The 12,394-nt window shown below is 70.2% G+C and carries 13 protein-coding genes; 9 read left to right on the forward strand and 4 right to left on the reverse strand.

What is annotated here, in order from left to right; translation table 11 throughout:
• The first annotated feature begins 74 nt into the window (after window positions 1-74).
• A complete protein-coding gene (locus ABT004_RS09960; RefSeq protein WP_351333551.1) occupies window positions 75-278 on the forward strand; it encodes a hypothetical protein in 204 nt (67 codons plus the stop codon).
• Here ABT004_RS09960 and ABT004_RS09965 read toward each other — a convergent pair whose 3' ends face one another.
• Complete coding sequence (locus ABT004_RS09965; protein WP_351333554.1) at window positions 279-1,643, reverse strand: ABC1 kinase family protein; 1,365 nt, start codon at window positions 1,641-1,643, stop codon at window positions 279-281.
• A 67-nt stretch (window positions 1,644-1,710) separates the two neighbouring features.
• Entirely contained in the window at window positions 1,711-2,877 is a 1,167-nt protein-coding gene (locus tag ABT004_RS09970; protein WP_351333556.1) for a ThiF family adenylyltransferase, read from the reverse strand.
• Window positions 2,878-3,072: 195 nt separating this feature from the next.
• Between ABT004_RS09970 and ABT004_RS09975 the strand changes: the two genes are divergently transcribed.
• The 4 genes from ABT004_RS09975 (at window position 3,073) to ABT004_RS09990 (ending at window position 6,946) form a co-directional block, all read left to right on the forward strand.
• The gene (locus ABT004_RS09975; protein ID WP_351333559.1) at window positions 3,073-3,669 is read left to right on the forward strand and encodes a M48 metallopeptidase family protein; all 597 of its coding nucleotides are present in this window, start codon (window positions 3,073-3,075) and stop codon (window positions 3,667-3,669) included.
• A gap of 114 nt (window positions 3,670-3,783) precedes the next feature.
• Window positions 3,784-5,481: a TerD family protein gene (locus tag ABT004_RS09980; protein ID WP_351333561.1), complete on the forward strand. Its 1,698-nt coding sequence runs from the start codon at window positions 3,784-3,786 to the stop codon at window positions 5,479-5,481.
• An 11-nt stretch (window positions 5,482-5,492) separates the two neighbouring features.
• Entirely contained in the window at window positions 5,493-6,173 is a 681-nt protein-coding gene (locus ABT004_RS09985; protein ID WP_351333564.1) for an AIM24 family protein, read from the forward strand.
• Window positions 6,174-6,190: 17 nt separating this feature from the next.
• Window positions 6,191-6,946: an AIM24 family protein gene (locus tag ABT004_RS09990; RefSeq protein WP_351333567.1), complete on the forward strand. Its 756-nt coding sequence runs from the start codon at window positions 6,191-6,193 to the stop codon at window positions 6,944-6,946.
• 54 nt (window positions 6,947-7,000) lie between these two features.
• Here the strand turns inward: ABT004_RS09990 and ABT004_RS09995 are convergent, their stop codons facing one another.
• Together ABT004_RS09995 and ABT004_RS10000 are read right to left on the reverse strand one after the other, a co-directional pair.
• Window positions 7,001-7,525, reverse strand: a complete 525-nt coding sequence (locus ABT004_RS09995) for an NUDIX hydrolase (protein WP_351333569.1) — start codon at window positions 7,523-7,525, stop codon at window positions 7,001-7,003.
• On the reverse strand, window positions 7,522-8,994 hold the full coding sequence (locus ABT004_RS10000) for a zinc-dependent metalloprotease (RefSeq protein ID WP_351333572.1): 1,473 nt from the start codon (window positions 8,992-8,994) through the stop codon (window positions 7,522-7,524). The genes ABT004_RS09995 and ABT004_RS10000 overlap by 4 nt, the downstream gene beginning before the upstream one ends.
• Window positions 8,995-9,186: 192 nt before the next feature.
• On the opposite strand from ABT004_RS10000, the gene ABT004_RS10005 reads away from it, so the two are divergent.
• The 4 genes from ABT004_RS10005 (at window position 9,187) to ABT004_RS10020 (ending at window position 12,269) form a co-directional block, all read left to right on the forward strand.
• Window positions 9,187-10,299 (forward strand): SDR family oxidoreductase, encoded by a 1,113-nt coding sequence (locus tag ABT004_RS10005; RefSeq protein WP_351333575.1) that lies wholly within the window; start codon window positions 9,187-9,189, stop codon window positions 10,297-10,299.
• A gap of 97 nt (window positions 10,300-10,396) precedes the next feature.
• The gene (locus tag ABT004_RS10010) at window positions 10,397-10,861 is read left to right on the forward strand and encodes a molybdenum cofactor biosynthesis protein MoaE (protein WP_351333577.1); all 465 of its coding nucleotides are present in this window, start codon (window positions 10,397-10,399) and stop codon (window positions 10,859-10,861) included.
• 103 nt (window positions 10,862-10,964) lie between these two features.
• Entirely contained in the window at window positions 10,965-11,129 is a 165-nt protein-coding gene (locus ABT004_RS10015) for a hypothetical protein (protein WP_351333580.1), read from the forward strand.
• 51 nt (window positions 11,130-11,180) lie between these two features.
• Window positions 11,181-12,269, forward strand: coding sequence for a YlbL family protein (locus tag ABT004_RS10020; protein ID WP_351333583.1), 1,089 nt, complete (start codon window positions 11,181-11,183; stop codon window positions 12,267-12,269).
• Window positions 12,270-12,394: the final 125 nt, after the last annotated feature.

The raw sequence follows: 12,394 nt of genomic DNA on the forward strand, positions 1-12,394 counted from the left end.
CCGGTCCGCTTCGGACCGGCCCCCAAGGCGTGTGGCGCCCGGCATTCATCGGCTCATCGAGTTATCGTCGCCGGGTGACGTCTCTTCCTGGCGGGGACTCCGCGACACAGCCCGACCACCAGGCCCTCGCGTGCGCGCGGTGCGGCATGACAGTCCCGGAACTGCCGTTGACCTGGACGTGTTCCGTCGAGGGCGGCACCCGGCGGTACTTCTGCGACGGATGCGCCCGCGAGAACATCAGGGCCATCGAGGGACGGCTCGACTCCGACTGGTGGTGATCAGGCCTCCGCCGCCGGCCAGTCCTCGACGTCCGCCGCATCCCCGGCGGCAAAGCCCGGCACCCAGGCCTCCAGTTCGTCCCGCAGCCGCACGGTGGCCCCGAGCTGGCACAGCACCCCGATCGTGCTGAGCGTCACCCGATGTATCAGCAGGTACGACGGCGGCAGGTTGAGCTGCTTGCCCAGCTGATGGGCGGGGGAGCGGGGATCGGCTATCCGGGCCGCCTGATTGCGCATCCAGGAGCGGGTGAACGTGAAGGCCTCGACGCGGGCCGGCTCGATGATCGGCAGCAAGTAGTCGAGCACCGCGTCCGGTTCGAGCGCGATCGACTCCTTGACGAAGCCCTCCTCGCAGAGCAGCTCGTAGACCGCCTCCGCCTCGCCGTCGAGCGTCCTGCGCAGAGAGGCGCCGATCGGCTCGGGCAGGCCGCCGGGCAGTCGGTCGACCGTGCCGAAGTCGAGGACTCCGAGGCGCCAGCCTCCCTTCTCGTCCGGCAGCAGCCGGAAATTGCCCGGGTGGGGATCCGCGTGCAGCAGGCCTGTGCGCGCGGGCCCCGAGAACAGGAAGTGGGCCAGTAGCTGACCCGCGCGGTCGCGCTCGTCCGCACTGCCCTTGTCGATGATCTCGGCGAGCGGTGTCCCGTCGATCCACTCCGTCACCAGCACCTGATCGCACTGGTGCACCACGTGCGGCACCACGACATCGGCGTCGTCGTCGAACTCTTCCGCGTGCGTCTCCTGGGCCTGCGCCTCCAGCGCGTAGTCCAGCTCCTCGGAGACCCGGTCGCGCAGCTCGGCGATGAGTGGCTTGATGTCCATGCCCGGGACCAGCGGGCCCAACAAGCGTGCGAAGCGGCTCAGTTGTCCGAGGTCCGACAGCAGTGCCTCACCCGCGCCCGGGTACTGCACCTTCACGGCGACCTCGCGCCCGTCGTGCCACACAGCGCGATGCACCTGTCCGATCGACGCGGCGGCCGAGGGCTTGTCCTCGAACTCGATGAACAGTTCGCGCCATTGCTCGCCGAGCCGCTCACCGAGAACCGCGTGCACGGTCCGGGTAGGCATCGGAGGTGCGGCTTCCTGGAGCTTGGTCAGGGCGGCCCGGTACGGGCCGGCGACGTCCTCCGGAAGCGCGGACTCGAAGACGGACAGCGCCTGCCCGACCTTCATGGCCCCACCCTTGAGCTCACCGAGCACCTTGAACAGCTGCTCCGCCGTGCGCTGCTGCAGTTCCCGCCCGACCAGCTCGGCGGACTTACCACCGATGCGTCTGCCGATGCCCCAGGTCGCGCGCCCCGCGAAGCCGATCGGCAGCGCTGCCAGCTTGGCGGTACGGGTAACCGCCTTCCGGGGAAGATCAGACATACACCCCTCCAAGTGCCGAACAGTCATGCCGTGCATGCCCGGGTGCCGTGGTGCCGACAGCCATTGCCTACCCCGCCATTGTGTCGTGCGGCACGGGGTCCACGGAGACCTCCTGCCCGTTACCTCTCTCACCCGCACCGCATGGGCACTGCGGATGTGGCCACACCGGTCGGGCGTGCCAGTCCAGGCCCGGCGCGGCAGCCTCCCAGCGTGCCCCTGTGCTCGACGGCAACTCCCCGTCGAGGAAGGCCAGTCCATGGGCCGCCGCGAGGCCCGCGACAGCGGTGGCAAGGCCGAGGTCACAGGCCTGCACCTGACGGCCGGTCGGCCCCGAACTCCACTGGACGAGCAGCCGGGGCCAGGTCGGATCACGGTCCGTGCGCCCGAGGAGCAGGCAGTGCGCGCAGCCCGTCCCGCCGGGCAGTACCAGCGGCCCGACCACTCCGGTGGCCTCGACGACGCCCGCATACAGGTGTGGAATGCCGGTCTCCAGCAGGTCCTCGACCGCGGCCGGGTCCGGGGAGTGGACCGCGAGTCCGTCACGCGGAGCAATGATCACGAGGGAGAGCGGGGGCTCTTCGGGATCCGGCTCCGCAAGGCGCTCGGGGGCCGACCTGCGCCGATCGGGGCGCGGAGGTCTGGCCGGTGCCATCGAACGCACCACCCGGCGTGCGGACACGTCCCTGCGCTCGCCCGTCGCCTCCATCGGATGCCCGCCCGGTGCCACGTCCCAAGGCTCGACGCACCCGCCGTCCCGCACGTCGACATGGCCGACACCCGCGGAGGCGAGCACCGAGGCGATGACCGCGCCCACCCGCCCGACGCCTCTCACCTGGACCCGCATCGCGCGCCGGGCAGTCAACTTCATTATCGCTTCGGCCGGTTCCGATGTCGTGACTGTCAAGGCGGCGTGGTCGGGGCGGAGCCGATCCATTGCGCGCTTCTGTTTGCGCAGTTCAGCGCCGGTTCTGCCGCCGCCGGTCGCGTCGTCGAGGAGTCCCGCTCCGCTCAGCCGCTCCAGGAGCGCGTCCACATGACCGTCCGGAAGGCCCATCTTCTGGGCCTCTTCGCGCAGGAGCGGGACCCCGCGGGTGCCGTCGAGCAGTGTCAGAAAGCTGCCGGTGGCCGTGTCGACCGGGCCGAGTACCACCGCGTGCGCCGGTGTGAGCCCGAACTGCACCGTGCTCAGGTCGTGCCAGCCGCGCCGCAGGGCCGGCTTCAGGATCGGATGCATGACTGTCCCCCGTACTGTGCCGACGGTGTCGTTCCCGTCGATCGACCGCCAGCATGCCCGCACGGCCGGAGCCGTGCGGAAAGTTGTCCACAGGCTGTGGGTGATAGTCGTACTAATCGAGGGGCGGGTTGCGGGGCCGCACCGAAGACTTCCGGAGGCGGGACTTCCGCCCGCTCCAGCGGGTAACGTCGGGGCGTGTCCGCCGACCCACTGCACCGTGCCACGAACACGCAGCGCAGCATGACCAGCCCGCCCTCAGGCGGCCTGGGGGCGAGCGCGGTCGAGGTGCGCAGAAGCTCCCGGCGTCGCAGGACTGTCTCCGCGTATCGCGAGGGCGATCGCACCGTGGTGCTCATCCCGGCGCGCATGTCGGAGGCCGAGGAGAAGCGTTGGGTGGGCGTCATGCTCGACAAGCTCGCCGCGCAGGAGAGCAAGCGGGTGCTCGGCGACACCGAGCTGGCGGACCGCGCCGAGCGTCTGTCGGACCAGTACCTCGAGGGGAAGGCCCGCCCCGCTTCGGTGCGGTGGGTCACGAACCAGAACACCCGGTGGGGTTCGTGCACTCCGGCGGAAGGCAGCATCCGGCTCTCCCACCGACTGCAGGGCATGCCCGAGTACGTCGTCGACTACGTACTCATCCATGAACTCGCGCACCTGCTGGTCCCCGGTCACGGACCGCGGTTCTGGAGTCTCCTGGACGCGTACCCGCGCACGGAGCGGGCGCGCGGGTACCTCGAAGGAGTGGTCGCGGCCGACCGGCTCCCGCATCTGCCCCCCGCGCGCGGCGACTGATCACCCCTCAACGCGAGTTCTGTACCAGGGGTGTACCGACATCTCCCGCTGTCGGTCTTTGCGGATAGCCTGGCGCGACGCAATCACCATCGGGATGGGGGACGGTCGTTACGCATGGCCAGGGAATTCCAACGCGGCCACAAGGCCAAGATCAGTGACCTCACCGCAGGCACGGATCTGTACGTGGGTGTACAGATCACCGGCCCCGGACTGAGCTTCGACATCAGCTGCTTCGGCCTCGACGCCGAGGAGCGGTTGTCCGACGACCGGTACTTCGTCTTCTTCAACCAGCCGAAAACGCCCGAGGAATCCGTCCAGCTGCTCGGCGCGCAGGCCGGTGACACGGAGTCCTTCCGCGTCACACTCGAGCAGATCCCCGCGAACATCCAGAAGCTTTCTTTCACCGCGACCATCGACGGTGCGGGGCAGATGTCGCAGGTCGCTCCCGGGTACATCCGGATCGTCGCCGGTGGTGAGGAAGTCGCGCGGTATTCCTTCCAAGGTGGTGAGTTCTCCACCGAGCGTGCCGTAATGCTCGGCGATTTCTATCTGAAGGACGTGTGGCGGTTCGCCGCCGTCGGGCAGGGCTTCGACGGGGGCCTGGACGCGCTGCTGAAGAACTTCGGTGGTGAGGTCGCAGAGGAGGAGCCCGCCGCCGCGCCACAGCAGTCCGCGGCACCAAGCTTCGCGCCTCCCGCCCAGGCCACCGCGCCGCCGTCCTTCGCGGCCCCGGCAGCGCCTGCTCCAGCACCCGCGCCTGCCCCGCCCGCCCCGGCGCCCGAGCCGATGCCGCAGAACGTCGCACCGGCGCAGGCCCCCACGCCCCCGCCGCCCCCCGCGCCTTCGGTGCACGCGGCGCCCACCATCGCCGCGCCGCTCGCCACGCCGCCCGGCACGGTCCCGCCGCCGCCCCCGGCGCCGAGCGCTCCGAACCCGTACGGCCAGCAGCAGCCGCAGTTCGGCCAGGTCCCCGGCCAGGGCGGCGCATCACTGCCTCCCGGCTACGACCAGCAACCGCCGGCGCCGCCCGCTCCGCAGGGCTTCGGTCAGCAGCCCCAGACGCCTCCGGCCCAGCACGTCTTCGGCCAGCCCCCGGCCGCCCCCTCCCCGCAGGGGGCGCCGCAGGGCATCCCGCAGCAGGCAGCCGCGCCGGGCGTGGCCGCAGCCCTGGAGAAGTTCCGCGAGGCTCCCACGGGGCAGCGCTGGACGCTCCAGAACAAGAAGCTGATCCGGGTCGACCTCGGGGCCGGCGGCGACCAGCCCGTCCTCGCCCGCCAGGGCAGCATGGTGCTCTACCAGGGCAAGGTCGAGTTCAGCTACAAGGGCGCCGGGTTCGCGGGCCGCATCGTGGGCAACGCCACCGGTCAGGAGATGCAGCTGATGCGCTGCACCGGCCGCGGCCAGGTCTTCTTCGCGGAAGAGGCCACCCACGTGCACCCCATCGAGCTCCAGGGCGACGCGATCTGCGTCTCCGCGGAGAACGTCCTCGCGTTCGACGAGAGCCTGCAGCACGAAGTGCGCAGGATCGAAGGGCACGGCATCCCTGGAGGCGCCCTGTTCGTGATGCAGTTCCAGGGCACCGGAACGGTCGTCGTGAAGACCCACGGCACGCCCGTCGTGCTGCCGGTCACGCCCACCACGTTCGCCGACTCCAACGCCGTCGTGGCCTGGTCCGCGGCCGCGCAGGCGATCGTCTCCAACCAGGTGCGCATGCGCCGCAACGCCTATCCGGGCGACAGCGGCGAAGGCGTCAACCTGCAGTTCCGGGGCGCTCCCGGCAACTTCATCGTCGTCCAGCCGTACGAGGTCTGAGGGAGCCCGTCATGAACCAACCGCTCGCGGGCTTCGCCCCGACCCCGGTAGCCGCCCGCATGGAGAACCACGGCAGCAACATGCTGAAGGTCGCCATGCAGACCGGAAACGACCTCTTCGCGCGCGTGGGCTCGATGGTCGCCTACGAAGGCTTCGTCCAGTACGAGCCCAACCCGCCCGCCGTCCGTCAGATCGCCCGTGACTGGATCACCGGCGAGGGCGCACCTCTCATGAAGTGCTCCGGTGACGGCCTGCTCTACCTCGCCGACTACGGCGCCGACGTCGTCGTCATCAACCTCGGTGGCGAGTCGATCTCCGTCAACGGCACCAACCTCCTGGCCTTCGACGCGCACCTCCAGTGGGGCGTCGAGCGCGTCAAGGGCCTCGCCAAGTTCACTGGTCAGGGCCTGTGGAACATCACGGTCGGCGGCCAGGGGCACGTCGCGCTGACCTCCCGTGGCACCCCCATCGTGGTCGACTGCGGCCGCGGCGAGGACGAGACCTACGTGGACCCCGACGCGCTCATCGCCTGGTCGCCGAGCCTGAAGGTGAAGGGCAAGCGCAGCTTCAGGGCCGGCTCGCTCATCGGGCGCGGCAGCGGCGAGGCCTACCAGATGGGCTTCTCCGGGGAAGGCATCGTCGTCGTACAGCCCAGTGAAGACAGCACCGACCGCCTCCGAGCCCGGGGCTGAGGGGGAGCGAAAACACCATGCAGAGCCCGCTTTTCGCGTACACCGAGCAGCAGACCCAGGAGCGCTACACGGTGCAGAACCCGCAGATGCTGCGGGTTGCCCTGGAAGGTCACGACGACATCCTCGCCCGTAAGGGCGCGATGGTCGCCTACCAGGGGCTGATGGAGTTCGACGGCGAGTACCAGACGTCCGGACAGCAGCGCGCCCGCGCGCACACCGGCGAGGGTCTCAGCCTGATGCGCTGCCACGGGCAGGGCACCGTCTACCTGGCGAACCTCGCCCAGTACATCCACGTCGTGGATGTCGAACAGGACGGCCTGACCGTCGACAGCAGCTACGTGCTGGCGATGGACTCCTCGCTGCACCACGAAGTCGTCGCCGTGGACAGCCAGTTCGGCATCTCCGGCTCCGGCAAGTATCAGCTCAACATCACGGGGCACGGCAAGGTCGCGCTGATGACATCCGGTCAGCCGCTGATGCTCCAGGTCACGCCCGACCGGTACGTCAACGCCGACGCGGACGCCATCGTCGCCTGGTCCACCGGGCTCCGGGTGCAGATGCAGGCGCAGACGCATTCCTCCGGCGTCTGGCGGCGTCGGGGCAACACCGGCGAGGGCTGGGAGCTCAGCTTCATGGGCAGCGGTTACGCGCTGGTCCAGCCCAGCGAGCTGCTGCCGCCGCAGCACGCGGCGACCGGCGGAGGCCTCGCCGCGCAGTACGGGATGGGGCAGCAGGGCGCCCGCGGCCAGAACCAGGGGAACGTCTGGAGCTAGGCAGGTATGGGTAAGGGGCGGCCACCATGGTGGCCGCCCCTTACCCATGTCCTTCTAGAGCCGTGCTCGGGTGGCTTCCACCAGACGGACGACAGAGGTGTCGGCGACCTCTGCGACCTCGGAGTACGGGAACCAGCGCAGGTCCAGGGACTCGTCGCTGATGGCTTCCGTGGCGTCCGCCGGGGCGAGCGCCGCGTACTGCACGTCCAGGTGCTGGGTGCACGGCCCCGGAATCGGGTGCCGGTCCAGGCGGACCGGCCCGCCCCCGAGGAACGTGAGGCCGGGGATGCCCGACTCCTCCGTCGCCTCGCGCAGGGCCGCGGCCCGCAGGGTCGGGTCGCCCTGCTCGCAGTGTCCCCCCATCTGAAGCCACATCTGCAGCTTCTTGTGGAGTGTGAGCAGCACGCGCCCGCGCGTGGGGTCGACGACAAGCGCGCTCGCCGTGATGTGCCCTGCGATGCAGGGCTTCCACAGGCCTTCGGCGCCGTGCTCCGACAGATGGTCCAGGTAGACCTGGCGCAGTTCTGGCTGGTCCTCGTAGCTCTTGAGCACGAGGACCGTGTCGTCGTACAGGCTCACTTGTCGGAGTCGCCCTCGCCCTGGTCGCCTTCGCCCTTGTCGTCCTCGCCCTTCTTCAGGTCAGGCTTCTCGGTGGAGCCGCCGCTCGCCGCCTCGCCGAGCATCTTGTCGATCTCGGAGAAGTCCAGCTGCTCGTCGCGGTGCACGAAGCCGTCCGGATCGTCCAGGTCGGACGCCGTCGGCAGCATGTCCGGGTGCGCCCACAGGCCGTCCCGCCCGTCCACACCGCGCGCGTCCGTGAGCGAGGCCCACAGGCGCGAGGCGTCACGCAGGCGCCGCGGACGCAGCTCCAGACCGATCAGCGTCGCGAACGTCTGCTCCGCCGGGCCACCGGTCGCACGGCGGCGGCGCAGCGTCTCGCGCAGCGCGTCGGCGGACGACAGGCGCGGCTTCGCGGCCGCGTGGACCACCGCGTCGACCCAGCCCTCGACGAGCGCGAGAGCCGTCTCCAGGCGAGCCAGAGCGGCCTTCTGCTCCGGGGAGTCCTCCGGCTGGAACATGCCCTGCTGGAGTGCTTCCTGGATTTGCTCGGGGTTCTGCGGGTCGAACTGGCCGACCACGTCCTCCAGCTTCGAGGTGTCGACCTTGATCCCGCGCGCGTACCCCTCGACCGCACCGAACAGGTGCGAGCGCAGCCACGGCACGTGCGAGAACAGCCGCTGGTGAGCGGCCTCGCGCAGCGCCAGGTAGAGGCGGACCTCCTCCTGCGTGACCCCGAGGTCCTTGCCGAAGGCCTCGACGTTCAGCGGCAGCAGTGCGGCCTTGCCGGCCGGGGCCAGCGGCAGGCCGATGTCCGTGGAACCGACGACCTCGCCCGCGAGCACGCCGATGGCCTGCCCGATCTGCTGGCCGAACATGGCGCCGCCCATGGAGCGCATCATGCCGATCAGCGGGCCCGCCATGGCCTGCATCTCCTCGGGCAGCACATCGCCCATGGCCATGCCGACGCGCTCGGCGACCGGATCGACGAGCTCCTTCCACACCGGGAGGGTCGCCTCGACCCACTCGGCGCGGCTCCAGGCCACTGCCGAGTGCGCGCCCGAAGGCAGCGACGTCGCGTCGTCCAGCCACAGGTCGGCCAGGCGCACGGCCTCCTCGACCGCGGTGCGCTCGGCGGGACCCACGCTGGCGTCCTTGACGCCGTCCTGTGTGCCCTGCGAGACGGTCTGGCGGGCGATGTCCTTGGCCATGTCCCAGTTCACCGGCCCGCCCTCGTAGGAGAGCATCTGACCGAGCTGCTGGAAGGCCGCTCCCAGATCGTTCGGATTCATCGAGCCGAACATGGCTGCGAACGGGTTGTCCCCGCCCTCGCCTCCCGGGCCGCCCGCGCCGGGCAGGCCCGGGAACCCGAATCCGAACGGGCCGGCCGGTCCCTGACCGCCACCGCCCTGCTGGTCCTTCTTCTTGCCCTCGTCGCCGTCTTCCGGCTCCTCCGGCGGAAGGCCGAAACCGAATGGGGTGTCACTCACGGGATTCCTCGGCTGGTTGGGCCGCCGGTTTCTGGGCCCGGCGGCGACTGCCCGACTACACACCCAGCGTAGACACCATGACCGGATCGGGCCTCAGTGCTTCGCCGACGAATGGCCTGCGGCAGGATGGATGCCTCCTGGTACGTACGTGTCATACGGGTACGTACTGAAGACAACCGCTGGAGACGCCCGGTGAGTTCCCCAGATCCGCAGGTTCGCGCAGCGCGAAACCCTGCACCCCGTCCAGCCGTCCGCGGCCCCGTCGTCGCGGTCACCGGTGCCGCGTCCGGCATCGGCGCCCTGCTCACCGAGCGGCTCGCCGCGTCGGACGAGATCAAGCAGGTCCTTGCCATCGACGAGCGGCGCGGCGAGTGCACGTCCGCGACCTGGCACGTCCTGGATGTGCGGGACCCGGCCATCGCCGAGAAGCTGCGCGGCGCCGATGTCGTCGTGCACCTGGCCCTCGACCTCGACCTGGAGTCCGACCCCGCGGCCCGCACCGCGTACAACGTGCGGGGCACCCAGACGGTGCTCACCGCCGCGGCCGCGGCAGGAGTGCACCGCGTCGTGCTGTGCACCTCGACGATGGTCTACGGAGCCCTCGAGGACAACGAGCTTCCGCTCGCCGAGGACGCGGAGCTGCGCGCCACCGCCGAGGCGACCGGAGTCGGCGACCTCCTGGAGGTCGAGCGGCTCGCCCGCCGCGCCCCGCGCGCGCATCCCGGCCTGAACGTCACGGTGGTGCGCCCGGCGGTGCTCGTCGGCGGCATGGACACGGCGCTCACCCGGTACTTCGAGTCGCCGCGCCTCCTTGTAGTGGCCGGTTCGCGGCCCGCCTGGCAGTTCTGTCACGTGGACGACCTGTGCAGCGCTCTGGAGCACGCGGCCCTGGAAAAGGTCGACGGAGAGCTCGCGGTCGGCTGCGACGGCTGGCTGGAGCAGGAGGAGGTCGAGGAGCTCAGCGGCATCCGGCGCATGGAGCTGCCCTCCGCCGTCGCTCTGGGCGCGGCGGCCCGGCTGCACCGGATCGGCCTGACGCCGTCCCCGGCGGGCGACCTCGCCTACACGATGTACCCGTGGGTGGTCAGTGGGAGCCGGCTGCACGATTCCGGATGGCGACCCCAGTGGACCAACGAGGAGGTCCTCGCGGAACTGCTCGAGGAGGTCGCGGGCCGGCGCACGGTCGCGGGCCGACGCCTGGGCCGCAAGGACGCGACGGCGGCCGGTGCCGCGGGCGCGACCGTCGCCCTTCTGGGCACGGCGGCCGTGGTGCGGCGGGTCCGCAAGGCGCGACGGCGCATCTGACCACCGCCCGACCTGTAGGAGGCTCCAAGCCGGTACGCGTGCGTGCCGGTCGAAAACGCTATTCACGGTTGTCGGCGGCGTGCGGCACGATGAGGGCATGGCACCCACTGAGCACGACCACCCCGGTGAGCTGAGGGCACAGGACCCGATCAAGCTGCTCGCCGTCCGAGAGACGCCGCTCACCGTCGACGAGGTCTTCCGGGCCGTCGGCGACGACGCGGCGGGCGGCACCGCGCTCTTCGTGGGGACCGTGCGCAATCACGACGGCGGGGCCGACGTGGACAAGCTGGGCTACTCCTGCCACCCGACCGCAGAGGCGGAGATGCGGCGCGTCGCCGAGAAGGTCGTCGCCGAGTACCCCGTGCGGGCCCTGGCGGCGGTGCACCGAGTCGGCGATCTGACGGTGGGCGATCTCGCGGTCGTCGTCGCCGTCTCCTGCCCGCACCGGGGCGAGGCCTTCGAAGCCTGCCGCAAGCTCATCGACGACCTGAAGCACGAAGTGCCGATCTGGAAGCACCAGACGTTCTCCGATGGGACAGAGGAGTGGGTTGGGGCCTGCTGAGGCTCCGGTTGCGTAACCGCCCCCCTGCGGCGAGCGTTGGGACTGCGGATGGTTAATCTGCTGATACGTCAGTGGCAGTCGCTCATGGGGTCGGGAGGTCGGCATGGCAGCGCTCCTGTGGCTGCTCATTCCCGTTGTCGCCGCGGTGGCCGCCGGGCTCTGGGGCACCTGGGCCGGTCGGCAGCGGCACAAGACCGGGGACGTCACGGAACTCAGTGGTTACGCGCGTTTCCGTGAGGCGATGGAGAAGTCGCACCAAGGCACCTGACGGGCCCGGCCCCACAGGTGCGTCGACAGAGTCGTCCCGTACTGTCGTTCCATGCCACGCCGCACTGCGACGATGCTCGCCTCGACCCTGATGCTGATCGCGCTCTTGTGCGCGGGGGTGCTCATCAAAGTGCCCTACGCGGAGATGTCGCCGGGACCGACGGTGAACACGCTCGGGGACCACGGCGGCGAACCCGTGATCCAGATCTCCGGCCACAAGACGTACGACGCGTCCGGCCACCTGAACATGACGACGGTCCGCGTCACCAGCGCCGACTACAACATGAACCTGGCTTCGGCCGTCTACGGGTGGCTCGCCCACGACAGCATCGTGGTGCCGCACGAGACGCTCTACCCGGACGGGCAGACCGAGCAGCAGTCCTCGCAGCAGAACGCCGAGGAGTTCAGCCAGTCCCAGGAGAGCGCCAAGGTGTCGGCGCTGAACGAGTTGGGCATCCCCGTGAAGTCCTGGGTGATCGTCTCCAGTGTCGTCAAGGGCAGCCCCGCCCAGGGCAGGCTGCACGCCGGAGACGTCATCAAGTCCGTCGACGGCACCAAGGTCACCAAGCCCACCGACGTCGCCAAGCTCGTCACCAAGCACAAGCCGGGCGAGAACGTCGTCTTCAAGGTCGTGCCCGTCAAGGAGGCGGCCGCCGCCGAGAAGGCCGGCAAGGAGGCGACCCGTACGGAGAACGTGACGATCAAGACGGAGAAGGCCGAGGACGACCGCGCGATCGTCGGCATCCAGGCGGGGACCGACCACACCTTCCCGTTCGAGATCGACATCAAGCTGGCCGACGTGGGCGGCCCGAGCGCTGGCCTGATGTTCTCCCTCGGCATCGTCGACAAGCTCACCACGGACGATCTGACCGGCGGCAAGTTCGTGGCCGGCACCGGCACCATCGATGACGACGGCAAGGTCGGCCCGATCGGCGGCATCGGTATGAAGACCGTCGCGGCGCGCGACAAGGGCGCCCAGTACTTCCTGACGCCGAAGGACAACTGCGCCACCGCGGCCAAGGACACCCCGGACGGACTGACGCTCGTCAAGGTGGGCACCATGGACGACGCGATGGACGCCCTGAAGGACATCCGCAGCGGCGACACGGCGGACCTGTCCACGTGCACGGCCAAGGGCTGAACAGGCGCAAACACCGCACTACGTAGAGGGGCGGGCCCCCGATTAAAAAGTGGGGCCCCCCTACGAGTTAGAGGGTGTGGGTTGAGGGCGGAACGAAACCCCCCGGCGAGGCGGGGGAGCGCGGA

This window comes from Streptomyces sp. NPDC002790 (assembly GCF_040295505.1).
GTDB lineage: Bacteria > Actinomycetota > Actinomycetes > Streptomycetales > Streptomycetaceae > Streptomyces.